This window comes from Veillonella sp. S13053-19 (assembly GCF_002959835.1).
GTDB classification, from domain to species: Bacteria; Bacillota; Negativicutes; order Veillonellales; family Veillonellaceae; genus Veillonella; species Veillonella rogosae.
The window spans coordinates 1-24907 of the sequence record NZ_PPDA01000010.1; the positions used below are offsets into that span (position 1 = coordinate 1).

Sequence of the window (24907 nt, forward strand, 5' to 3'; positions counted from 1 at the left end):
ACTTTTTACCAACACATTTTGTCCACCCTCTAAGTTTATCAAAAGAACTTAAAATGGCGATGGAAGCAGTAATTTACTGGCTCCATCCCCTATAAAACCAACACGTTTTGTCCTATAACCCATATTTTGTTTATTTTTAGAAAGTCAATAGAGAGTTTAAACTATAAAACCACCTACCAAAGATAATAAATGTATCTTCGATAGGTGGTTTATTTTATTCACCCTTAGCAATACGGTCTAAGAGTTCAATATAGCTTTGTTTATTTAATGCTGGTGTAAAGTTGTCTAATACGTCTTTAGCACCTGCTGCATCATCGTATAATAAGTCTACGATAGTCATAGCCAATGCTTGTGCTGTTTTGATGTATGCTACATCAGGTACAGAGATTTCGTATTCTGCGCTGTGCAGTACACCATTAATACAGCCAACCCAAGGATGGATAACCGGCATCAAGTGAGATACGTCGCCCATATCTGTACTAGCAGTCATGTGATCGCCTTGGAATACATTTTCTTCACCAAATAATGGATTAGAGTTTTGGCGTAACATTTCATTCATACGAGCATCGTTTCTCATCGGTAAGTAACCTGGCAAATCCTTAATTACACAAGTGGCCCCAACTGCATCGCCACCAGCTTTTAAGGCGCGGTTAACACGATGATTGCCATTCACGATAGCATCGATATTAGAGGCGCGAACGTAACTTTCAACTTGAACATAATCAGGCACACAGTTAACCAATGTACCACCTTGGTTGATAATCGGATGGAATCTAAAATAGTCGCTTTCTTTGAAAGTTTCACGAATGGAGTTAACCCCCATTACGCCCATCAAGGCAGCATTAAGAGCATTGATACCTTCGTGAGGCGCCGCCGCTGCATGAGCTACTTTACCATGGTATTCAATCAATTTAGCTACAAAACCATTTGATGTACTACCTAACCCCATTTCCCCTGCCGGAGTTTTAGCAGTTTCTACATGCATTTGCATAGCCATGTCGATATCGTCAAAAGCACCTTCGTAAATGAGTTGTTGTTTACCGCCCATGTATTTAATCTTGCCTTGTTCACGCAATTTATTGCGGTAATCAACTTCAATCATTTCTTCGGCTGGAACAGCAAATAAAACTACATCGCCAGCAAGTTCATCCATAACTGATTGCAAGCCCATAGCTACAGCAAACATATTCGTAATTTGAATATTGTGACCACAGCAATGTGCTGCACCCGTTAAATCATCAGCACGAGGATGGCGCGGACAAAGAATGGCATCTAGTTCACCGATCATAGCAACTGTATATTTGCTATCACGGCCTTTCATACGACCTTTTACGCCAGTAAGAGCGTGTTCAGTAGTATAGGGAATGCCGAGCTCATCAAACATATCCCGTACTTTCTTAGAGGTCTTTATCTCTTTGTAACCGAGTTCAGGCTCAGCCATAATAGACTCAGCTATTTCGCGTAAACGTGGTTGTGCCGCAACGATAGCCTCACAAACCCTTTGTTTTACTTCTTCCTTTGTCATACGGCTCATCAGCTCCTAAATTAAACCTTCTAAGTGAAGTACTAATTGTGCTAATGCTGTGGCACAGATGAAAGTACCTGCAGTTACAGCTAGTGCAACTGGGATAATTCGCCAAGATAATCGACGGAAGGCACCAAGGTCTTTACCTAAGGATAGACCTGCATAAGCAAGTACAGGTGTTGTAGTAGCAAGGAATGTTACTTGGCTAGTTTTAGCGATAATCCATTCTTGGCCAGGCATACCTGGTAAGGATGCGACAACACCGACTAAGGAAACCCAGAATACCATAGGCAATTTATTTGCATATGGCAAGTAAGAGATCAAAGCACCAATAGTAGCAAGACATGCTAATACGGCAACGCCGATTAAGCTGTCCCCAAATAGATGTTTACCGTCCATTACATTACCTACTGCAGTAATGATAGCAGCAATACAAATAACGATGACAAATTGTGTAATTTTTTCGCTTTTACTCATGATTTGCTGCCTCCTCTGCTAAATCTTGTTCACGGGTACGACCAGTGAAGAAGTTGTAAGCTTTTTCCATTACCGGTAAGGAAATAAATAGGCCGAAGTATACGCCTAATACTGTAGTCAACAAGTTTGCAGCCCCTGCAAGAGCCATAATTTGTTGTTCAAACTCAGGGTATACCGCAACGATAGGCGCTGTAGCAGCTGCCATCATACTAGCACTACCTACGCCAGCGCCCATGGCAAGTGCTAACGGATGGAACCAACCAGATTGAGCTAACATACCTGCTAATACGGAGGACCACATAGCACCAATTAAAACGCCACAGATGTACATACCCATAACGCCACGGCCCTCTGGAGAGCTAAAACCGAATTTATCGATGATAATCGCTACGTTTGGCTCGCGGTCTACAGAGTAACAAGCACCTACTGCTTCACGGCGCATGCCAACTAATAAAGCCACCGGTAAACCGAAGATGATAGTGCCGAAGAAGTGGCCAAGTTCTTGTAATAATAATGCCCAACCAGCACTTGTTAGAATACCAAGATTTGGACCGATACCAAGTCCTACTTTTACCATCAAGATCATAACGGCAATACCGATATAATCAGCGGATTTTTCCATTTGTTCAATCGTAAGAATCTTGAACTTAGGAATCGAAATTAATAAACCTAGAATCAATGTGTACAATAATGGTAAAAGTACAACAGGACCTAGTTTCTTGATGCCCACATATTCAGCGGCTACGGTTAATACGAGCGCTAAAAAGTGGATTTTGAGATTACCCAAAAGCTGCATAATGACCTCCCATAAAACATATAATATAAATATTATTTCATTATAAATAATATTTATTTATATAGTCAACTGTAAATGTACATTTGTCTATTACTATTATATTTTTTCATATGTGACCATAGATACAGAAAAAGCACCAATACTATGATTGGTGCTATTTAACTTAAATTATAGAGTTCAAAAACTTTACGCTTTGTAATGGTTTACCTATTTCTTGCTCACAGTATGCAAATAGTAGTTTTTCTAGTTCCTTCCATATTGTTTTAGGAAGTTCTATAGGCATATCTTCTCCCCACTGGTAACCAAGAATTTGCGGTAATCCAGCTTTTACAGAAGGAGAAATACTAAGATTCGTCGTTTCTCGTACCTGCAACCAGAATGGATCGATACCATCTTGATGAGTAAAAGCATTAGCACTTGGCACAATACCGGCAAGAGATAATAGTTGCCACCCAAGCATGATCGTTCCCAATTGTACATTGCGGCGGCGAATTTGCTTGGAGTAATTAACAACGGTATCAAAGACCTTACGGTCTACATCATACATAGCAAATAGCTCTTGAATAAGCTCGCTCGCTACGGCAGCATAAGCGATGTTATCGAGATTTACGTCTAACGATTCCACCACATAGGAACCATCGATTTGCGTAACATTTACATATTCTCCATCAGGTACGACTGTAATATACATAGCGCTAAAAGGACGTAGATATGAACTGTTGCGCATGGTCATCATTCGCTTATGTGGTATTGATGCTCTAATAATCCCCAAACTAGGGGTAATAAACGTAAATACGGAGTATAACTTATACTTTTTTCGACTGATTACGATGGCCGGTGTATTGAAGCCACCATTAAGCTTCTTCATTTTCTTCTTCCGTTGATTCCTCTACTGGTATAGGTGTTACTTTAATGCGAGAAATACGATAGCCTTGCATTTGTGTAACTTCAAAGGTATAACCATGAGCATCCACCGTATCACCAACGATTGGTGTACGTTGTAACAATCCAAATACATAGCCCCCGATCGTATCAGAGTCGGAATTATCTATTTCAATATCCATAATCTCTGCTACTTCGTCTACGAGGACCTTCCCATCAAATTCGAAGGAACCATCTGCATAGGACATGGTAGCCGGTAAATGCGGCTCATGCTCGTCTTGAATATCCCCAACTAATTCTTCGATAATATCTTCTAAGCCTACGAGACCAACCATGCCACCATATTCATCTACTACAACAGCTAGATAAATACGGCGCGTTCTCATATATTGCAACAAGGTAGATAATTTCATTACTTCTGGCACAGTAAGGATATCTCGTTTAATATTGCGCAAATCTTTACGTGCTTGGTTAGGACGTTCCATTAAATCTTTAATGTGAACGAGACCGATGATATGATCCTTATCCTCTACGCAGAGTGGATAACGTGTATGTACTTTAGAGCGAATAACCTTCATCGCTTCATCGTAACCGTCCTCAACGAATACGCAGTCTACGTCTTGACGAGGCACCATAACCTCTTTCGCCATGCGATCAACGAAGTTAAAAACATTATCGATTAACTCAGACTCTACTTGGTCTAACTGGCCTTCCTCGTGACTTCGAGAAATCATCATTCGAATTTCTTCCTCAGAGTACACAAGGTCTAGCTCTGTTAAATATTTTGTTTTGTAAAAGCCTAAAATAACATTGGAGATCTTACTAGCAATCCAAATAAATGGATATACTAATTTACCTGCTGCTACTACGATACGGCTATAGGTGTTTACGTACTTTGTTGGGAACGATAAGCCCAAAGCTTTAGGTACGATTTCACCAAAGATTAAAACGATTAAGCTAATTAATAGCAATAATACGATATCTAGTACAAGATGCATCCACTTGCTATGTACATTAAGAACAGCAGCTAGCTGATCCACGATATTATCGAATACAAATGTACCAGTGCCAGCAAGGGCTAAGATAAAGAATAGAATCAAAAACTGTGTAGTATTCAAGAAATACTCAGGGTTTTGATATAGCTTTAATAAAAACTCTCTATCCTTTTCTAAGAGAATATCCATATCCTCTACATGTTCTTTACGAAGACGGGCAAAGGAGAACTTTGCGACCACAAAAAAGTTGATTAAAAAAATACATAAAAGACCAAACCCTATGGGTAACAGGCCATCTACACTATCCATTACTATTCCTTTCATCTAACTATGGAAATACCTTATTTCTATATTATATCAAATTATTTACGATACCCCAGTTCGGATAACATACCAGATTTATTGCGCCAATCCTTTTTAACTTTAACCCAAAGATCTAAGTATACCTTTGTAGCTAATAGCTTTTGAATATCTGCACGCGCCTCAGCACCTAGTTGTTTCAATAGAGCACCTTTTTTACCAATAATGATACCCTTTTGAGAGTCTCGTTCGCAATAAATGGTAGCCCGAATATAAGTCGTACCATCATCGCGTGTTTTCATTTCATCTACGTCTACAGCGATAGCATGAGGAATTTCATCACGAGTAGCTAACAAGATTTTTTCTCGAACGATGTCAGAAATAATAAGGCGTTCTGGTTGGTCAGTAATCATGTCCTCTGGGAAGTATTGTGGACCTTCAGGCAAGGTTTCTTCTAGTACCTTAAGAATCTCAGGTAAGTTTTCTTTATCTTTTGCAGAAATAGGAATGACCCCTGCAAAAGGATATGCATTTTGATAAGACACGATGGCTTCTAAAAGCTCTTCTTTTTTAAGAGTATCGATCTTATTAACTACCAAGAATACAGGAACCTTTACGCGTTGTAATTGTTCAATAATAAAGTTGTCCCCAGGACCGCGTTTTTCATTGCCTGCTACTACAAATAAAACGGCTTCTGTTTCTTTTAAGGACTCGATAGCAGCATCTACCATGAATTCACCAAGCTTATGTTTTGGTTTATGCACACCAGGTGTATCCATGAATACGATTTGTTTTCTTTCATCTGTATATACGCAGATGATACGGTTACGAGTTGTTTGAGCCTTATCGGATACGATAGCGATTTTATCACCAATAAGAGCATTAATTAAGGTAGATTTACCAACATTTGGTCGACCTACAACGGCTACAAAGCCAGATTTAAAATGTTCGTTGTTATTCATTATATGGTGCATCCTCCCGCACATAACCGAGATTGCCAAGGATAAATTCTTCCTCTGTACGCATCTCTTTTTTATCTTCGTCATTCATATGGTCATAGCCTAAAATATGTAAACAACTATGAGTCGTTAAGTACGCTAATTCACGTTCAAAACTATGTCCATATTCAATAGCCTGTTCACGAGTGCGTTCCAAGGAAATAATCATATCACCTAGTAAATGATGTTCCTCTTCACTACCTTCGTAATCGTCCCCTTCATTGAGTGCAAAGGACAATACATCTGTAGGTCTATCGATACCGCGATATGCTTTATTAAGCTCGTGAATCTTTGCATTATTACAGAGTAAAATACTCATTTCATCTTCTTCTAGGCCATATACGCGACTCACTTCGTCACAAACTTTACGGATAATGGCCTCTATATTAGAATCCTCTTGAATTCCTTCATCATAGCTAATATGTATGTACATACTTACCCTTTCGCTACATTCTCTGCAGATGCATCAGTTGTTGTTTTAGTATCACCTGCTAATTTACGCTCATGATACGCATCGTATGCTTTTACAATGCGGCCTACTAAATCATGACGCACCACGTCTTGATCGCTAAAGTAAACCATATTAATGCCCGATACATGACGCAATACCTTTTCAGCCTCACCAAGACCTGATACAACTCGTGGCGGCAAGTCAATTTGCGTTTTATCGCCATTTACGACCATTTTAGAGTTGTTACCTAAGCGAGTTAAAAACATTTTCATCTGTTCAGCTGTCGTATTTTGCGCCTCATCGAGAATGACAAAAGCATTTTCTAAGGTACGACCACGCATATACGCTAGTGGTGCTACCTCGATAGTACCGCGCTCCATAAAGCGTTGTACTTGCTCGATGCCAAACATTTCATGTAACGCATCATAAAGAGGTCTTAAATATGGATCTACCTTATCTTGTAATTCACCAGGTAAAAAACCTAAGCGTTCCCCAGCCTCTACAGCAGGACGAGTCAAAATAATTTTATCTACATTTCTGTTCTTCAAATAGAAAGCTGCCAATGCTACTGCTAAGAAGGTTTTACCAGTACCTGCAGGACCGATACCAAAGGTTATGGTATTTTTACGAATGCTATCTACATAGTACTTCTGACCTTCCGTTTTAGGCGTAATATTTTTACCCCGCATATTAACGGATAGCGTATCTTCGAACATATTATGTACCGCATCGGCTTTACCATTAGCTACGAGTTTTGCGGCAATGCGCACTTGAGACTCTGTAATAGTACTGCCCTCGCGGTAGAGGAATACTAATTCTTCAAGAGTACGATAGAGGGCATTAACTTGGTCCTCATCACCCTTAATGACTACCGTATCTCCCCGAGCCACTACATCAGCAGAGATGACCTCAAGCATCATATGTAAATAACGATTATGTTGACCTAGTATTGATTGTGCTAGGTCATATGTAGGAAATGTAAATACTTGTTCGCTCATACAACCTCCTAATCTATAAACTTACGAACTGCTTTACCATTTAGGTAATCGCAAAGATCACCTTGATGTGCATCTAGTTCGTCTAACTTATCATCAATTAAATCTTGTACACGCCACCACCCCATAGACCAATTTGTAAAGAGCGTATTATCTTCAGGTGCGCGCCCCACAAGACGCTGCAAAACAATATCAGGGTGTAAATGACGGACAAAGTTGACTACCCGGTCAGCATATTCTTCTGCGCTGATTAAGGTGAACTGACCTTCTTGGTACCACTTGGCCATCAATGTATTTTTAACAATATATAAGGCATGTAATTTAACTTGATCAACACCAAGAGCTGATAAGATACGGGCCCCTTCGATGGTATCTTTCATGGTATCCCATGGAAGATTAACAATCATATGTGTGGTAACGTTAAATCCGTATCGTTTGATACGCAGTACGGCATCAATAAACTGTGCTAAATCATGACCGCGATTAATTTTCTCTAACGTATCATAATTAACCGTTTGTAGGCCTAATTCAATATAAATATCTTTTTGAAAACGATCACGAATATCCGCCAAGATTTCTAGGTATTCATCGGCAATACAATCTGGTCTCGTTGCAATGGCGATACCTACAGCTTCGTCGATACAACCTTGCTCCATATAACTTTTAAAATCATCAAGACTCAAGTAAGTATTACTGAAGTTTTGATAATAAGGTATAAATTTTTTCGCCTTATATTTGGGACCTATGTGGGCAATATTTTCCTCTAATTGCATACGCACTGTCATCCACGCAGGACGATTTTCATAACCGGCACCAATTTCTCCGCAGAAGGTGCAGCCCCCTATGCCAGCCGAACCGTCCCGATTAGGACAAGTCAGGGGCAACGCAACAGGCAGTTTATAAACCTTTTCCCCATAGGTTTTTTTATAATATTTAGATACCATACGGTATCGTTTTGGTCTCGTTGTATCGGTCATAACACTCCTATTTAACTAACCAATCATCGCTTGTAATATTTAACAAGCCTCTATTTCAGGACGTATAAAGGGTTTTACCTCTTTATTAACATCGATAACTACTGTAAATGGTGTATTAGGTACATTTTCTATGCCTAATACATGTGCCGTGTCCTCAGACATTGGCATTTCCACATATTGTTGGCGAATCTTACGCCATTCTTTAAATGTATAGTTTGGAATATACTGAGATGCAATTTCTTCGTTGCGCCAGAATGCTTCTCCTTCTTGTAAAAGTTCTTTTGTCTGTTTCGGCAAACCAACGGCTTCGCTCCGAACCTTACCACGATAGCTAACAAGTGTATCATACTGTAGTAATTCAGCCGCAACAGTATCGCCCTTAGACAAGAAGAAATTATATAAGAACTCGATCTGGTCGATATCTTTTAAATTAACCTTGTGATGACTAGCGTCAAGCCAAGCCTGTGTCATTTCACAGAAATAAGAAAAGGCATCTTTTTTAGGTTCTACTTTAGAAGGATTATACTTTTTCATAGGTGGTACATGATTTGTTGCTGTATCTTCGCCAGTTATGGATGTATCAGTATGTTCCTTTATAAGCTTGCTACCAATATAGCCAAAGACAGTTCTAAAACGCTCACTATTATAGAAGCGTTCAAATACATCTTCAAAGTACTTTAGGAAGCGTATATCTTTATACGGTAATACATGAGTGGTTAATACCTCATATGGCGCTAAAGGATCACTAATATATTGGTATTCCTCCATGCGGCGCACACCAGATCCTTTTAATAGTTTCAAGAAACCTATTTGTAGCGCATGAGGTTGTAAGCTAAATAAATCGTTAAAGGATAATCCAAATCGCGCTTTATTTTCGTAAGGTAAGCCTACAATTAAATCCATATGAACATGTGTGCGTCCCGCCTCAATAATTGGACGAATTGCCTTTTGAATGTACGGCCAATCGTTATATCGATTGATGGCATCTAAAGTTTTCTTATGTGTACTTTGTACGCCCACTTCGATTTGAATACGCCCTGGAGGTGTTTCACAGAGAATATTTGTTTCCCATTCCGTCATGAGCTCAGGTTCCATTTCTAAATGGAAGTTAGTCTCTGTATCAGCATCTCGCATAAATTCCATCAATGGACGATGATGATGTGGTGCACAGTTAAAAGTTCGATCTACAAATTTAACTTGCTTTACATTGTGGTCCATAAACCATTGTAACTCTTTTAATGTTCTTTCTTGTGGAAAGAATCGAACTGTATTCTTGTTGCCAGATAAACAATACTGACAGGAGAATGGACATCCTCGAGAGGATTCATAGTAGATGATTTTATGTTCTAAATCGACCATATCCTCTTCCACATATGGGAATGGTATAGTACTGAGATCCTTAACCTCTACGGTCTCAGTAGAGCCCATGAGTTGGCCAGATATATGACGGCCACGAACGCCAGCAATTTCCTCTGTAAGGCCATCTTTTTCATTTTTTAAGGCCCTAATAAGTTGATAAAAGGCTTCTTCCCCTTCACCTTGTACAACATAATCTACAGCATGGCAACGATTTAGAATTTCATCGGCAGTAAAGGAAACCTCTGGACCGCCTAAGATAATTTTAATATCTGGTCGAACAGCTTTCACCATGTCCACCACATGTAAGGTCATTTCAATATTCCAGATATAGCAAGCAAAGCCCAATACATCTATATTGCGCTCTGTAATATCGCTAAGAATATGTAAAACAGGCATATTAATAGTATATTCTACTATATCGTATGCCTGTCCGTGAGCCTGCCCATAGGCTTTGAGATAACGCAAAGCCAGGGAGGAATGTATAAATTTTGAGTTTAATGTGGATAAAACTACGTTCATATGTCCCCTTTACATCATCGAATGGCTCAGCCACCGTCTAGTCATAATATATGTATTATACCATTAAAAGAGGCCAAAGATAAAGGAAACAATAGCACCCACTAAAATGACAACACCTACTACGGATAGGATAATGCCGCCAAAGAAAACTACTGCCGCCAAAATAACGGCTAAAACGATAATCAAAATGATGCGACTAAGCCAGCTTGTACTATTAAAGCTATACACCTTAACTTGCGGTCCATATTGATTATACTGTTCGTAACGCTGACGCTCTTCATCCATATAAGTTGGCGTTGAATCAACGTGTACAGAATCACCTACCTCTTCGATGGTTACACCATCAAAGTCACGGCGTTCATCATCAGATAGTACTCGTGTGTTAGGCTCTGCAGAACGAGCATTACTACCAAAGCTATCGCTACGTTCATTACTTCTATATGTATTTTGATTGTTATGTATATTCTGTTGATCAGACATAGTTAATTCCTCTATATGACCAAAATAATAATTAATTTTATACAACCTATTATATCATATTTTAACTAAAAAAATACAAATAAATATCCCCTATAGATATAAATTCATATATCTATAGGGGATGTATTGTATTGGTATTGTTTATAGCTAATGTATGCTAACGCACAGATTAGTCATTCAAGAATTTTTGAAGTAATTCATTAACCATACCAGGGTTAGCACGGCCTTTAGATTCCTTCATAACTTGACCAACTAAGAAGCCAATAGCCTTGCCATTACCACTCTTGAAGTCTTCTACTGGTTGTGGATTGTTAGCGATAACTTGCTTAACGATTTCTTCAATAGCGCCTGTATCTGTGATTTGAACAAGCCCTTCTTCTTTTACGATAGTATCTGCATCCTTGCCGGATTCCCACATGGATACAATAACTTTTTTCGCAATTTTACCGGAGATAGTGCCTTTATCGATAAGGGCAATCATACCAGCTAAGTTTTCAGGGCTTACTTTAGATTCAGCAAATGTTAAGCCATTTTCATTGATCATCTTGGACAAGTCACCAAGCATCCAGTTAGCAACAGTTTTAGGATCTGCACCAGCTTTTACAGTTGCATCTAAGAAGTCTGCAGTCTTACGAGCTACTGTAAGGATCGTTGCATCTTCACGAGGCAAGCCGTATTCAGATACAAAGCGTGCAATTTTAGCATCTTGTAATTCTGGTAATGCACGGCGTTCTTCTTCAATTTTTTCGTCTGTAATTACGATTGGTACCAAATCTGGTTCTGGGAAGTAGCGGTAATCATTTTCTGCGTCTTTTTTACGCATACCAAGAGTAATGCCTTGAGCATCATCCCATGTACGAGTTTCTTGGTCTACTTTACCACCAGCTTCGATTAATTTTGCTTGACGCAATGCTTCGTACTCGATAGCTTTTTGGATACCAGTTAAGGAGTTAACGTTTTTTGTTTCTGTACGTGTACCGAACTCTGTAGTACCACGAAGGCGTACGGATACGTTACAGTCACAACGCAAAGAACCTTCTTCCATACGACCGTCAGATACTTCTAAATATTGCAAAATAGAACGTAACTTTTCAACGTATGCTCTCGCCTCTGCACCGGAACGAATATCTGGTTCAGATACGATTTCAAGAAGAGGTACACCAGTACGGTTGTAGTCAACATTAGAAGATTTGGAATCGGAAATAGTGTTGCCACTATGAACGAGTTTACCTGCATCTTCTTCCATATGAATACGCGTAATACCAATGCGTTTAGTTTCACCATTTACTTCGATGTCTAAGTGACCATTCAAGCAAATTGGCAAATCGTATTGAGATGTTTGATAGTTTTTAGGTAAATCAGGATAGTAGTAGTTTTTACGGTCAAATTTGTTAAAGTTAAGAATTTCGCAGTTCAATGCTAAACCTACTTTAATAGCAAATTCTACTACTTGTTTATTTAACACAGGCATCGCACCAGGCAAGCCAAGGCAGACTGGGCATACATGTGTATTTTGATCGCCGCCGAATTCAGTGGTACAACCACAGAAGATTTTAGACTTCGTCTTAAGCTCTGTATGAACCTCTAAACCAACGACTGTTTCGTATTTACTACTCATAGAGAAACCTCCCCAGTTGGTGCTACTAATTGACAGTCTGGACGCGCTTGTTCAAATGTGAAAGCCGCACGTAACAATGTTTCTTCACCCATGGCAGGACCAAGCAATTGCATACCGATTGGCAAATTGCTACTGCTCATACCTGCTGGAATGCTGATACCTGGGATACCTGCAAGGTTAGCTGGTACTGTACAAATATCTTCTAAGTACATTGCTAATGGATCATTTGCTTTTTCACCAAATTTATACGACGTATTAGGTGCAGTTGGTGTTAAGATTAAATCCACTTTGGAGAAAGCTTCATCAAATTCATTTTTAATGAGGCGGCGTACTTTCAATGCTTTCAAGTAGTAAGCATCATAGTAACCAGCACTCAATACATAGGTACCTAACAAGATACGGCGTTGTACTTCAGGACCAAAACCTTCTGTACGAGTTTTAGTAGACATTTCTACTAAATTGTCAGCAGCAACGCGCATACCATAGCTTACACCGTCATAACGAGCCAAGTTAGAGCTTGCCTCTGCCAATGCGATGATGTAGTACGCAGATAATGCATATTTAGAGTTAGGCAAGGAAACCTCTACAATTTCAGCACCTAATTTTTTATATGTTTCGATAGCCTCTTCCATAGCTTTGCGAACTTCGCTATTGAGACCTTCACCGAAGAATTCTTTTGGCACGCCAATTTTAAGATTTTTTACATCATTTACAAGCGCTGTAGTGTAATCTACACGAGCACCTGGAATAGATGTAGAATCTTTCGCATCATAACCAGAGATTGCATTCAATACTAAAGCAGCATCAGTTACGTCCCGTGTAATAGGGCCAACTTGATCCAAAGAGGATGCAAAGGCGATAAGGCCATAACGAGATACATTACCGTAAGTTGGTTTCAAACCTACAACGCCACAGAAGGACGCTGGTTGACGGATGGAACCGCCTGTATCAGAGCCAAGAGCCCAAATAGCAGTACTACTTGCTACAGCAGCAGCACTACCGCCAGAGGAACCACCTGGTACACAATCAGTGTTCCAAGGGTTAGTTGTTTTTGCTAATGCAGAATTCTCTGTAGAGCCACCCATAGCAAATTCGTCCATGTTAAGTTTACCAAGGCTAATATAATGATTATCTTGTAAACGTTCGATAACAGTCGCATTATATGGAGGAACAAAGTTTTCTAACATTTTAGACGCGCATGTTGCAGGCTCGTCTTTAATGCAAATATTATCTTTGATGGCACCAGGAATACCTGCTAATGGAGAAATAGCTTCGCCTTTAGCAATTAATTCGTCTACAGTTTTAGCTGTAGCTAAAGCGCGGTCATGAGAATCGGATAAGTACGCATGTACAGTCGGTTCCACTTTCGCTTTATGTGCAATGATAGCATTCGTCAATTCAACGGCGCTGATTTCTTTATTCACTAGTTTCTTGTGTAATTCATGAATTGTTGCCACAGCGAAACCTCCTATTCTTGTACAACGCGAGGTACTTTAAAGTACCCATCCTCTGCTTCTGGAGCATTAGATAAAGCTAAATCATGATCGAGAGATGGTTTTGTTTCATCCTCTCTAAGTACATTATGTAATGGTACCGCATGGGCCATAGGCTCAACACCATCAAGCTCTAATGCATCTAATTCAGCAACATAAGACAAGATATCGGACAACTCTTTCTCTACATGTGCCATATGTTCTTCCTTAACTTCCAAGCGTGAAAGCAAGGCGATTTTTTTTATTTCCTCTTGGCTGATTTTCATCGGAACACATCCTTTCATAATTATTTATTATAAAGCAAATAATATATATTTTCAAAACATTATAAGAATGTATATCTATTGGATTTCTCCGAGATTGCGTAAAAGCTCTACAAACTCTTCTTCGTTCATGACGCGAATGCCCAATTCATTGGCTTTAGTAAGCTTACTACCGCTATCTTCACCGGCTACAACAAGTGTAGTTTTCTTTGACACAGAGCCTGTAACCTTTGCCCCATGAGCTTCAAGAATTTTACCGGCTTCACTGCGGCCCATAATCTCAAGCTTACCTGTGAGAACAACGATTTCCCCGTCCATTTGATTGCCTGCAGCTTCTACAACATCTACAGTCATCTTAAGGCCGGCTTGTGTTAACCCTTCAATAATAGCAACATGAGCGGGATCTTGACGATATTCTACGATACTATCTGCCATTGTGGGACCAATCTCTTCCACCGCAACAAGTTCTTCCTTAGTAATAGTCATGAACCGTTCCATAGATTTCACAACATTAGCAATTGTTGCAGCTGCTTTAGAACCAATTAGACGAATACCAAGACCATATAATACGCGGTCCAAACCACGGGATTTAGAATCTCCGATAGCTTTTACTAAGTTTTCTGCCGATTTCTTGCCCATTCGGTCCATCGTAACTAGTTGATCTATCGTTAAATGATATAAATCCACCACATTAGCAATCAACTTATTATTGATTAAGTTTTCTACAATGCTAGGGCCTAAACCGTCGATATTCATAGCATCTCGAGAGGCAAAGTGAATGATTTGCTCTTTCTCAATAGCAGGACAGTGTTTATTCGTGCAACGTACAGCCGCTTCTCCTTCGCGACGAACTGTAGGAGATTCGCATACTGGACATGTGTTAGGAATTGTGAAAGGCACTTCAGAACCAGTACGTTTTTCAGGAACTACGCGAATAACTTCTGGAATGATTTCTGCTGCCTTGTGAATGATGACATGGTCACCAATGCGGATGTCCTTTTCATTGATAAAGTCTTGATTGTGTAATGTTACACGACTCACATTGGTACCAGACACGAATACAGATTCAAGCTCACCAGTAGGAGTGAGAACGCCTGTACGACCTACATTAATCGTAATATCTCTTAGAATGGTTTCTACCTCTTCTGGAGGATATTTATAGGCAGTAGCCCACTTAGGATCTTTTGCAGTACTGCCAAGTGCCTCTTGATCATCAAAGCTATTTACTTTAATAACCATACCGTCAGTATCATATGGCAAGTCATGGCGTTTTTCATCCCAATAATTAATAGTTTCAATAACTTCATCAATAGTTTGACACACGCGATAGTGAGGATTTACAGAGAACTTAAAGTTTTCTAAGCTTTTAAGTAATTCCTCTTGACTATGAATACTAGCACCTTCCTCAGAGCCAATAGCATAGGCAAAGAAGGCTAGGTTACGACTTGCTGTAATGGCAGGATCTTGTTGGCGCAAGGAGCCTGCCGCAGCATTACGAGGATTCACAAAGGTTGGTAACCCCTCTTCATCACGTTCTTCATTTATGCGTTTAAATTCGCTATGAGGCATATACGCTTCACCGCGAACCTCGATAAACTCTGGTGCATTCTCTAGGTATAAAGGAATAGATTTAATAGTACGTACATTAGCGGTTACATCTTCCCCAACGCGACCGTCACCTCGCGTTACGGCACGTACAAACATGCCATTTTCATAGTGCAAATTGACAGCCAATCCATCAATTTTTAACTCTACTACATACGCAGATGGCTTATGTCCTAATTCCTTTTCTACGCGACTAGCAAATGCTCGAACTTCATCAGCATTGAATACATTGGAAAGACTCAACATAGGACGTCCATGAACAACCTTTTCAAAGGAGCCTTCCACCTTAATACCTACACGTTGTGTTGGAGAAGACGGCACAATATATTCTGGATGAGCTGTTTCTAAATCTACAAGCTCACGATATTTTTTATCATATTCAAAGTCACTCATCGTAGGAGCATCTTTTACATAGTATAAATACTGTGCATGAGTAAGCTCTTGTTGTAACTCTTTAATTCTATCTTTCGGATTCATATTACATCCCTTTTACTGTGCAGTAACACTCTATACGTTTCTTACAAGCAAGGTAGAGAGGTTAACTGCTATACACAAGTTTTATCCCTTTTTGACAGGTGCAAATTTAGCCATAACCACACGTACACCTTGGGTTGGGAATTCAATAGTCAGCTTCATGCCAGCCCCCTCACCAGCAACGTTGATAACCTTGCCATTGCCCCACTTACTATGAATGGCTGTATCGCCAATCTTCCAGTCAGCAATCACTTCATTGCGAACAATTGGCTTCGTAACTGGTCGACTTGTGACACTCATATGTTGCGGCACATGACGCTTAATATCATCAGGTACTTTACGCTTAGCACGCAAACCATCTACTAACTCTTCAGGAATTTCATCGATAAAGCGAGATGGTAAATAACTACTTGTACGACCAAATACGGTCCGCGTCGTAGCATTAGAAATATATAATTCCTTCTCTGCCCGTGTAATACCTACGTAAGCTAGACGACGCTCCTCTTCAACCTCCTCAGGGTTCATTAAGGTTCGACTATGAGGGAATAAGCCTTCCTCCAAGCCTCCTAAGAATACAATAGGGAATTCTAAACCTTTAGCAGCATGCAATGTCATCAATGTTACCTTAGACTCTTCTTGCTCGAAGGAATCAACATCATTAACAAGGGCCACTTGTTCTAAGAAATCCTCTACAGTACCAGATGGATTTGTATCTTGGAAGTCTTTAGCTACAGATAAAAGCTCACCGATATTCTCCGCGCGCGCTTGATCTTGTGGATCTGTACTTTCTTCCAACTGAGCTAAATAACCGGTTCTATCTAAAATGGACTCTAGAATATCTAGTACTGTTCTATCTTCCATTTCAGCTACAAGTGTGAAAATAAGAATGCCAAACTCTTCTAACTTTTCTTTTGTCTTCCCCTTAATAGAATCTACCAAGTGTAGCTGCGTTAAGGTCATAAATAAAGACGTTCCATTAGCGCGGGCATAGTCCTGTAGTTTGGCCACAGTAGTAGCACCGATACTTCGTTTAGGGACATTGATAATACGTAATAGACTCAAATCATCAAAAGGATTATATAACACGCGCAAGTACGCTAATACGTCCTTAATTTCTTTACGATCGTAGAACTTTGTGCCCCCTACCATTATGTATGGCAAAGCACGTTTAATAAGTGCCTCTTCAAGTACACGAGACTGAGCATTTGTACGATATAAAATGGCCATATCCCCATAAGGAACACCGTGAATATCGTGCTTTTTAGCTATTGTATCGCCGATGAAAGCCGCTTCTTCATGTTCAGATTGAGCTGTAAAATGCTGGATTTTAGCGCCTTCCGTCTTGTCTGTCCACAGATTTTTCTTAGGTCGTCCTTCGTTATTTTCGATTACTGCATTAGCTGCATCAAGGATAATTTTTGTAGAACGGTAGTTCTGTTCTAATTTAATAGATGTACAGTTCGGATAGTCCTTTTCAAAGTCCAAGATATTTTGAATATCTGCACCACGCCAAGCATAAATACTTTGGTCAGCATCACCTACTACGGCGATGTTCTTCCAATGTGAAGCCAATAATTTAGCCAATAAATATTGTGCATGATTCGTATCTTGATACTCGTCGATCATAACATAACGGAAACGTTTACTATATTTATCTAGGACAGCCTCATTAGATTGTAATAATTTTACGGCTACCAATAATAGATCATCAAAATCTAACGCATTATTCTTACGCAATTCACGTTCGTAATACTCGTAAACGTCGGCAACCTTTTGCTGGTAAAAGTCTCTCGCTTGTTTTCTAAAATCTGAAGCAAAGAGTAATTTATTCTTTGCATCTGAAATAGCTGCAATCATAGCACCAACGGGATAGTATTTATCGTCCAAATTTAATGCTTTCAAAGCAGCCTTAATAACAGCTTGCGAGTCAGATGTGTCATAAATGGTAAAGTTACTGTTATACCCCAAGAAATTATCTAACTCAAAACGTAAAAACTTAGCACAGAAACTATGGAACGTACTGAGCCAAATACAATTAGCTACATCCCCTACTAAACCTTCTACACGACTTTTCATCTCTTTAGCCGCTTTATTGGTAAAGGTAATGGCTAAAATTTCATAAGGATTCACACCTTGTGCCAACAAATGTGCAATACGAACTGTTAAAACCTTTGTTTTACCAGATCCGGCACCAGCTAAAATCAACAAAGGGCCTTCCGTATGTTGTACGGCTTGTTGTTGCTCTTTATTTAAACCTGTTAATAATGAATTCATCGGAACACCCCTAACGCCCTTACATAATGGTTATAAAAATAACTCAAATAGAACTTAATGAGCTAAAGCTATATATAAATAATAACATTTGTTATGGCTACATATATAACTAAAGTCATGTAAACTCTATACATAGAGAAGAAGAACGTTGCAAGCAACGTTCTTTTCCTTTGTATACTATTTCATAGCACCAAGGATTGGTGGTACGATTTGTTTTTTACGAGACATAGTGTTTGGTAAGAATACACCATTGTCTTTAACTTCTTTTTCAAATGCTTTTGTAACTACAGCTTCTACATCACCGCTGAATAACAATGTAGTACTTTCATCAAGAATATTTGTAATCATGATGTAAGATGCATCGTAGTTATTAGCACTGCGAAGAGCTTCTAAAGCTTGTACTAATTCACCTTGTTTAGCCAATACGTCTGTTGTATCCATAACGGAAATTTGACCGATAGAAATCGTTTTACCAGCTTCGGAGAATTCTTTCATATCTGTACGAACGATATCATCATTAGTCAAATCAGAAATATCTGCACCAGCTTTTAACATATCAAGGCCATAGGACTCGATATCTACACCGGCGATTTCAGCCAATTTGTGAGCCATTTCTTTATCTGTTTCTGTGCATGTAGGAGAACGGAATAATACAGTATCAGAAATGATAGCGGATAACATCAAGCCTGCAATAGCTTTAGGAATTTCTTGATTATTTTCCATATACAATTTAGTGATAATTGTATTGGAGCAACCTACTGGTTCTAAGCGCATGAATACAGGACCATCAGTTTCAAAATCACCAATGCGATGATGATCAACTACGCCGCACATATTCATAGATTTATAACCATCGATGATTTGCTTAGATTCATTGTGGTCAGTTAGGTATAAGTTGCCACCTTCTGGCGCAAACTCTTCCCAGTTCTTAACGATTTGTGGATGTTCAAAACCAAAATGGTTCAAAATGTATGTTGTTTCTTTGTTTGCTTCACCGGCACATACTGGAGTTGCTGGTGTACCCATTTGTGTTAATAAATTTGCAAAGGAAATAGCAGAACAAATAGAATCTGTATCAGGGCTTTTATGACCTGCTACATATGTTTTTACGTCACTCATAATATACCTCTTTTATTTTTAGTTTCACATTTTATATTGACCTAGGTCAATCCGATTTTTAACTCTATTATTATACCATAAAATATACAAAAAAACACGCCACTACTAAGTAATGACGTGTTTTTTATCTGCCTATATTAATAGCTAATATAGAGAATTATTCATGGTCTTTTTTACGATTTGTTAACAAACCAGGACCAAATGTTTCAACGATGATAAACAACATTGGAATGATAAAGATACCAAATAATGTTGCTGTTGTCATCCCTGCTACTACTGTAATACCCATAGATGTACGAGCGCCAGAGCCAGCACCACTAGAGATAGCTAATGGGAATACACCAAGAATAAAAGCAAAGGATGTCATCAAGATTGGACGCAAACGAATTTTTGCAGCCTCGATCGCAGCATCAACTACGTTCATACCGCGCTCATCAACACGAATCTTCGCATATTCGATGATCAAAATTGCATTTTTTGCTGCTAAACCAACCAATGTCAAAAGACCGATTTGCATATAAATATCGTTAGCTAAGGCATATCTACCAGTAAAGTTCAACAAGAATGGTACTAAAGCGGCACCAATCATACCAGATGGTACGGAGAACAATACGGCAAATGGAACCTTCCAAGATTCATACAAGGCCGCCAAGATCAAGAATACAAATACTAGACCTAAACCTAAAATCATCATAGTTTGAGAACCAGCTTTTAACTCTTCACGAGATTGACCAGCCCAGTCATAAGTATATCCAGCAGGTAATGTTTTAGCTGCCGCCTCTTTCAATGCAGCAATAGCATCACCAGAGGAGTAGCCTCTCGCTTGAGAACCACCGATTTGTACGGCCATCGCATTATCAAAACGTGTAATACTAGATGGCATACCAGTTTGTTCCTTCGTAATGTAGTTAGAAACAGGTACCATTTGACCTTTACTATTACGAACAGCAAGCATATTAAGGCGATCTGCATTTTGACGATACGCATCTTCTGCTTGAACTACTACTTTATAGTTTTTACCGTACATAGTAAAGTCATTGACTTGAATACTACCGTAGAAACCTTGTAATGTAGTAAAGATATCAGCTAATGCCACACCATCTTGAGCCGCTTTTTCACGGTTTACATCAAATTGTAGGGATGGTGTAGATGTATCAAAGGTAGTGTAAATAGATTGAATTGCTGGACTCTTACGAGCTTCTGCTAAGAATTCATTAGCACGCTCAGACATAACTTGTGGGCTGTCACCAGCTTTGTTGATGATGTACATGCTAAAGCCACCAGTATTACCAAGACCTGGGATAGATGGTGGATTCAAAGCAATTACTGTAGCTTCTGGTACGCCTTGAGCGGCAAAGCCAAATGTTTGGCCAACCATAGCATTAATAGATGTAGCTTGTGTAGTACGATACTTCCAATCAGACATGGTTGCAAAGATTACACCCGCACTAGACTTTTGACCGCCACCTAAAAGGTCAAAACCAGCTACTGTAAATACTTCTTGGAACAATTGTTCTTCCTTAGGTTTTTCTGGATCATTTTTGCCTTCTAAGAAAGATGCAATTTTTTCAAGTGTTGCCATAGTACGCTCAGATGTAGCACCTGGCGGTTCATTAACGGCAATCATAAAATAACCGCTATCCTCTGCTGGTACGAAAGACGTAGGTAAGAAGTGGAATACTAAGCCTGTACCACCCGCAAAGATCAACAATGCAATAACGGTTAAGCTCAAACGATGACTTAAACGGGCTAATTGGATACCATACCAATTGCTGAAACGTTCAAGACCTTCATTAAACTTGTTTAATTGACGATGCAACCAATCTTCATGCTCCTTAGGAGTATGAGGTTTTAACATAGTAGCACACAAGGCCGGTGTTAAAACGAGGGCTATAATGGCAGAAATAACAACGGAAACCGCAATGGTCAAGGCAAACTGTTTATAAAGAATACCTGTCATGCCACCCATGAAGGCAACTGGAATAAATACGGCGGACAACACAAAGGCGATACCGATTACAGGACCTTGTACATTTTCCATCGCTTTAATAGCTGCCTCTTTTGGAGGTAAGCCATTATACTTCAATTCATATTCAACAGCCTCAACTACTACGATGGCATCGTCTACTACGAGACCGATGGCCAATACCATGGCAAAGAGTGTTAATGTATTAATAGAAAAATCTAACAATATGAATGCACCAAATGTACCGAGCAAAGATACTGGTACGGCAATCATAGGAATGATTGTGGAGCGCCAAGATTGTAAGAATACATATACTACTACTAAAACCAATAGTAATGCTTCTACAAAAGTATGTTCAACCTCTTTAATAGATGCACTTACGAATTTAGTATTATCTACAACTACGTTGTATTGCATATCTGGAGGGAAGGATTTAGATTGCTCATCTAATACCTTCTTAACATTCGCAATTGTTTCTAATGCGTTCGCATCATTTTGTAAGGAAATAGCAAAGCCTGCTACCTCTTTATGAGCAGATTTCGCAATAAAATTATAATCCTTAGCCCCAATTTGAATGCGAGATACATCTTTTAAATGCAGAACCGTACCATTGGAGTTTTTAATCGCAATGTTACCAAATTGTTCAGGCGTTACAAGACGTCCATCAATTTTGATAGGATATTGGAACGCTTGTTGACCGTTTGTAGGATTTTGACCAACTGTACCTGCTGCAGCTTGTAAGTTTTGGCCCTTAATAGCTGCTGTTACTTCAGAAATAGTAACACCAAGCTTTTGCATTTTCGCAGGATCTAGCCAGATACGCATGGAATAGTCGGAACCGAACTCCTGCACAGAACCTACACCCTTAATGGATTTAATGGCATCCATCATATAGTTGGAACCATAATTCTTCAAGAATGTAGAATCATATGTACCATTAGGAGAGCTCAAGGAAAATATCATAGCCATATCGCCAGACGATTTAGTAGTAGTAACACCTACTGCTTGTACCTCTGCAGGCAATTGTGAAAGTGCTGCTTGAACACGGTTTTGTGTATTAACCGTATCCATATCAGCATCTGTACCTTGATTGAACTGAACAGTCAAGGAATAACTACCAGAACTGGAGCTATTAGACGTCATATAGTCCATATCTTGTACGCCTACAATCTGTGTTTCAATAACACTAGCCACTGTATCATTAACAACTTGTGCTGTTGCACCAGTATAGGCCGTGTTAACACGCACTGTAGGAGGAGAAATTTGTGGATATCGAGCTACCGGAAGGTTCATCATAGAAATGAGACCCACCAAGGTAATAACAATGGCTATTACAATGGCAAAGATAGGTCGATTAATAAAGAATTTCGACACGATCTAGCCCCCTTCTATTTTGTAGCTTTTAACTGATCTTTTGTAAGCTCTTTAGCATTTACTTTCATACCATTCTTAACCTTAGTTAAGCCATCAACAATGATTACATCACCAGGAGCAAGACCAGCTTTAATGATAACTTCATTACCTTTTGTAGCGCCAACTTCAACTGTTTTTTGTTCAACTACACCAGCAGCATTCACAACATAGATAAAGTTTTTATCCATAATTTGAAGAATCGCACGACTTGGTACGAGAATAGCTTTTTTAAGCTTTTCACCTGGAGAAATAACTGTTGCATACATATTTGGCAACAATAAATGATTAGGATTTGGGAAAGAAGCTTTCAAAACAAGTTTACCTGTAGATGGGTCTAAGCTCTTCGCCGCTTGTACAATAGAGCCTAACTCATTATACGTATCTCCATCAGCAAGTTGTAATTGAATATTTGGACCATTGGAATCATCCCCATTTGGATTTTTCATGAAGTCAAGATATTCTTGCTCAGTCATGCTAAACTCAACAAAGATTGGATCAATAGAATCAATAGTCACTAATGTAGTGGAACCAGCTTGAACAAATGTCCCCATATCTACATCATCCATGCGCAATGTACCAGAGTATGGTGCATATACCATAGTATCACCATAGTTATCTTGAGCAATCTTAAGAGATGCTTGATATGCTTCATAAGCTGCTTTAGCTTGTTCATAAGTACTGCGTTGTGTGTCTACACGTTGTTGTGCAATAGCATCTTGTTGAGCTAATGTTTCATAACGTTGCAAATCAAGTTCAGCATTTTTCATATTTGCATTGGCTTGAGCTGCTTGTGCCTCTGCATTGGCAACACTAGCTTCGTATTGACGAGAATCAATACGATATAGTGGCTGACCTGCTACTACTTGTTCCCCGCCTTTAACAAACTTCTCAACAATGTAACCAGATACACGAGCATGTACCGCCACAGAATTCTCTGCTACTACTGTGCCTGCAAATGTTTGATCTACTTGAGTATCACTTGCTGTGATTTTATATGTATTGACATTAACCTCACCGGCTTGCTGTTGGTTGTTACCGCAACCGGCCACCATGACAGCAGACACTACAAGAGCCGCCAACATGCGGGAATAACGATACTTCATTACCTGTACTCCTTTACACGAAACTAATCATTTATGTTACATAATTTCATAAATATCTCTATATATTTTACAGGATTCTATAGACAAAGTCAATTTTTAAGCACCCTTTCCACCTTTGTAAAACACAGATAAAATCTAATCAAATCACTATTCATTGTATACAACAAAAAAGATAAAAAACCATTGACTTTTATATTTTTTTGTGAACACTTTTTCATGATTTATGGAGAGCAATTTTCATATTTTATTGTGTAGTGTTCTATGGGGAAATCGTGGGGAAAAAAGGGGAAATTTTAATGAAATAAATACGATATTTAACGATTGTATAGGAACAAATAAAAAAACTAGAAGATTAGGTAACTACTGCATTCGAACAGTATTTACGTATCTTCTAGCTTTAGCTTGAATATTGGTGGAGATGAGGGGAGTCGAACCCCTGTCCAGAAGTGTTGCCATATAGACTTCTCCGAGCACAGTCTATGATTTAGATCTTAGGTTGCTATCGCTCACAGACAAGCTACACAACCCCAGTTCATATTGTCTCGCCTAATTCATATGAACAACTGAATTAAGCCAGCCTACGGTTTGACGTCCATTCACACTTGGTAGGCACAAGTATGAGGGACGTAGCTTATGCAGCTAATGCAAAATTTTCTTCTGCGTTTAAATGTTTTCCCACCGTTTAACGGCCTCATGGAACGCCGACTCGCTATCTATACCACACGCACCCCTGTCGAAACCTTTACATCCCCGTGCGTTGGTCTAATAATTATAAGCCTATTTAGTATTACTGTCAATTATAATAAGCCTTACCACCCCTTGTAT

At 39.2% G+C, this 24907-nt stretch carries 19 protein-coding genes and 1 other RNA gene; all 20 read right to left on the bottom strand.

Annotated features, from left to right (window positions below; translation table 11 throughout):
- Positions 1-214 precede the first annotated feature (214 nt).
- On the bottom strand, positions 215-1534 hold the full coding sequence (locus tag VEHSUH06_RS06515) for an amidohydrolase (RefSeq protein WP_105098233.1): 1320 nt from the start codon (positions 1532-1534) through the stop codon (positions 215-217).
- 6 nt (positions 1535-1540) lie between these two features.
- Positions 1541-2002 (bottom strand): hypothetical protein, encoded by a 462-nt coding sequence (locus tag VEHSUH06_RS06520; protein WP_105098234.1) that lies wholly within the window; start codon positions 2000-2002, stop codon positions 1541-1543.
- On the bottom strand, positions 1995-2798 hold the full coding sequence (locus VEHSUH06_RS06525) for a DUF3100 domain-containing protein (protein WP_105098235.1): 804 nt from the start codon (positions 2796-2798) through the stop codon (positions 1995-1997). Before VEHSUH06_RS06525 ends, VEHSUH06_RS06520 begins: the two co-directional genes overlap by 8 nt.
- 163 nt (positions 2799-2961) lie before the next feature.
- Positions 2962-3666 carry a DNA repair protein RecO gene (locus VEHSUH06_RS06530; RefSeq protein WP_105098236.1) on the bottom strand — a complete coding sequence of 235 codons (705 nt, stop codon included), beginning with the start codon at positions 3664-3666 and terminating at the stop codon, positions 2962-2964.
- Positions 3653-4984 carry a hemolysin family protein gene (locus VEHSUH06_RS06535; protein ID WP_105098237.1) on the bottom strand — a complete coding sequence of 444 codons (1332 nt, stop codon included), beginning with the start codon at positions 4982-4984 and terminating at the stop codon, positions 3653-3655. Before VEHSUH06_RS06535 ends, VEHSUH06_RS06530 begins: the two co-directional genes overlap by 14 nt.
- 53 nt (positions 4985-5037) lie before the next feature.
- The gene (era, locus tag VEHSUH06_RS06540; protein ID WP_105098238.1) at positions 5038-5937 is read right to left on the bottom strand and encodes a GTPase Era; all 900 of its coding nucleotides are present in this window, start codon (positions 5935-5937) and stop codon (positions 5038-5040) included.
- Complete coding sequence (gene ybeY / locus VEHSUH06_RS06545) at positions 5930-6406, bottom strand: rRNA maturation RNase YbeY (RefSeq protein ID WP_105098239.1); 477 nt, start codon at positions 6404-6406, stop codon at positions 5930-5932. The genes era and ybeY overlap by 8 nt, the downstream gene beginning before the upstream one ends.
- 2 nt (positions 6407-6408) lie before the next feature.
- On the bottom strand, positions 6409-7422 hold the full coding sequence (locus tag VEHSUH06_RS06550; RefSeq protein ID WP_105098240.1) for a PhoH family protein: 1014 nt from the start codon (positions 7420-7422) through the stop codon (positions 6409-6411).
- An 8-nt stretch (positions 7423-7430) separates the two neighbouring features.
- Complete coding sequence (locus VEHSUH06_RS06555) at positions 7431-8396, bottom strand: TIGR01212 family radical SAM protein (protein ID WP_105098241.1); 966 nt, start codon at positions 8394-8396, stop codon at positions 7431-7433.
- A 39-nt stretch (positions 8397-8435) separates the two neighbouring features.
- Positions 8436-10274 (bottom strand): B12-binding domain-containing radical SAM protein, encoded by a 1839-nt coding sequence (locus tag VEHSUH06_RS06560; RefSeq protein WP_105098242.1) that lies wholly within the window; start codon positions 10272-10274, stop codon positions 8436-8438.
- A gap of 63 nt (positions 10275-10337) precedes the next feature.
- Positions 10338-10754, bottom strand: coding sequence for a transcriptional regulator (locus VEHSUH06_RS06565; RefSeq protein ID WP_105098243.1), 417 nt, complete (start codon positions 10752-10754; stop codon positions 10338-10340).
- A gap of 169 nt (positions 10755-10923) precedes the next feature.
- Positions 10924-12372: an Asp-tRNA(Asn)/Glu-tRNA(Gln) amidotransferase subunit GatB gene (gatB, locus tag VEHSUH06_RS06570; RefSeq protein ID WP_105098244.1), complete on the bottom strand. Its 1449-nt coding sequence runs from the start codon at positions 12370-12372 to the stop codon at positions 10924-10926.
- A complete protein-coding gene (gene gatA / locus VEHSUH06_RS06575; protein WP_105098245.1) occupies positions 12369-13829 on the bottom strand; it encodes an Asp-tRNA(Asn)/Glu-tRNA(Gln) amidotransferase subunit GatA in 1461 nt (486 codons plus the stop codon). The genes gatB and gatA overlap by 4 nt, the downstream gene beginning before the upstream one ends.
- An 11-nt stretch (positions 13830-13840) precedes the next feature.
- Entirely contained in the window at positions 13841-14131 is a 291-nt protein-coding gene (gatC, locus tag VEHSUH06_RS06580; protein WP_105098246.1) for an Asp-tRNA(Asn)/Glu-tRNA(Gln) amidotransferase subunit GatC, read from the bottom strand.
- 75 nt (positions 14132-14206) lie between these two features.
- The gene (gene ligA, locus VEHSUH06_RS06585) at positions 14207-16210 is read right to left on the bottom strand and encodes an NAD-dependent DNA ligase LigA (RefSeq protein ID WP_105098247.1); all 2004 of its coding nucleotides are present in this window, start codon (positions 16208-16210) and stop codon (positions 14207-14209) included.
- An 81-nt stretch (positions 16211-16291) separates the two neighbouring features.
- Positions 16292-18481 carry a DNA helicase PcrA gene (pcrA, locus tag VEHSUH06_RS06590; RefSeq protein ID WP_105098248.1) on the bottom strand — a complete coding sequence of 730 codons (2190 nt, stop codon included), beginning with the start codon at positions 18479-18481 and terminating at the stop codon, positions 16292-16294.
- Positions 18482-18658: 177 nt separating this feature from the next.
- Positions 18659-19600, bottom strand: a complete 942-nt coding sequence (locus VEHSUH06_RS06595) for a manganese-dependent inorganic pyrophosphatase (RefSeq protein ID WP_054747599.1) — start codon at positions 19598-19600, stop codon at positions 18659-18661.
- Positions 19601-19757: 157 nt separating this feature from the next.
- Complete coding sequence (locus tag VEHSUH06_RS06600) at positions 19758-22940, bottom strand: efflux RND transporter permease subunit (RefSeq protein WP_105098249.1); 3183 nt, start codon at positions 22938-22940, stop codon at positions 19758-19760.
- Between the two features lie 14 nt (positions 22941-22954).
- Complete coding sequence (locus tag VEHSUH06_RS06605) at positions 22955-24082, bottom strand: efflux RND transporter periplasmic adaptor subunit (protein ID WP_105098250.1); 1128 nt, start codon at positions 24080-24082, stop codon at positions 22955-22957.
- A gap of 410 nt (positions 24083-24492) precedes the next feature.
- Positions 24493-24834, bottom strand: a transfer-messenger RNA (tmRNA) gene (gene ssrA / locus VEHSUH06_RS06610).
- Positions 24835-24907 lie beyond the last annotated feature (73 nt).

What these genes read in the sequence shown, in the direction of transcription:
- VEHSUH06_RS06515 (WP_105098233.1), bottom strand. Translation starts at nt 1,534, where the DNA reads ATGAGCCGTATGACAAAGGAAGAAGTAAAACAAAGGGTTTGTGAGGCT.
- VEHSUH06_RS06520 (WP_105098234.1), bottom strand. Translation starts at nt 2,002, where the DNA reads ATGAGTAAAAGCGAAAAAATTACACAATTTGTCATCGTTATTTGTATT.
- VEHSUH06_RS06525 (WP_105098235.1), bottom strand. Translation starts at nt 2,798, where the DNA reads ATGCAGCTTTTGGGTAATCTCAAAATCCACTTTTTAGCGCTCGTATTA.
- VEHSUH06_RS06530 (WP_105098236.1), bottom strand. Translation starts at nt 3,666, where the DNA reads ATGAAGAAGCTTAATGGTGGCTTCAATACACCGGCCATCGTAATCAGT.
- VEHSUH06_RS06535 (WP_105098237.1), bottom strand. Translation starts at nt 4,984, where the DNA reads ATGGATAGTGTAGATGGCCTGTTACCCATAGGGTTTGGTCTTTTATGT.
- era (WP_105098238.1), bottom strand. Translation starts at nt 5,937, where the DNA reads ATGAATAACAACGAACATTTTAAATCTGGCTTTGTAGCCGTTGTAGGT.
- ybeY (WP_105098239.1), bottom strand. Translation starts at nt 6,406, where the DNA reads ATGTACATACATATTAGCTATGATGAAGGAATTCAAGAGGATTCTAAT.
- VEHSUH06_RS06550 (WP_105098240.1), bottom strand. Translation starts at nt 7,422, where the DNA reads ATGAGCGAACAAGTATTTACATTTCCTACATATGACCTAGCACAATCA.
- VEHSUH06_RS06555 (WP_105098241.1), bottom strand. Translation starts at nt 8,396, where the DNA reads ATGACCGATACAACGAGACCAAAACGATACCGTATGGTATCTAAATAT.
- VEHSUH06_RS06560 (WP_105098242.1), bottom strand. Translation starts at nt 10,274, where the DNA reads ATGAACGTAGTTTTATCCACATTAAACTCAAAATTTATACATTCCTCC.
- VEHSUH06_RS06565 (WP_105098243.1), bottom strand. Translation starts at nt 10,754, where the DNA reads ATGTCTGATCAACAGAATATACATAACAATCAAAATACATATAGAAGT.
- gatB (WP_105098244.1), bottom strand. Translation starts at nt 12,372, where the DNA reads ATGAGTAGTAAATACGAAACAGTCGTTGGTTTAGAGGTTCATACAGAG.
- gatC (WP_105098246.1), bottom strand. Translation starts at nt 14,131, where the DNA reads ATGAAAATCAGCCAAGAGGAAATAAAAAAAATCGCCTTGCTTTCACGC.
- ligA (WP_105098247.1), bottom strand. Translation starts at nt 16,210, where the DNA reads ATGAATCCGAAAGATAGAATTAAAGAGTTACAACAAGAGCTTACTCAT.
- pcrA (WP_105098248.1), bottom strand. Translation starts at nt 18,481, where the DNA reads ATGAATTCATTATTAACAGGTTTAAATAAAGAGCAACAACAAGCCGTA.
- VEHSUH06_RS06595 (WP_054747599.1), bottom strand. Translation starts at nt 19,600, where the DNA reads ATGAGTGACGTAAAAACATATGTAGCAGGTCATAAAAGCCCTGATACA.
- VEHSUH06_RS06605 (WP_105098250.1), bottom strand. Translation starts at nt 24,082, where the DNA reads ATGAAGTATCGTTATTCCCGCATGTTGGCGGCTCTTGTAGTGTCTGCT.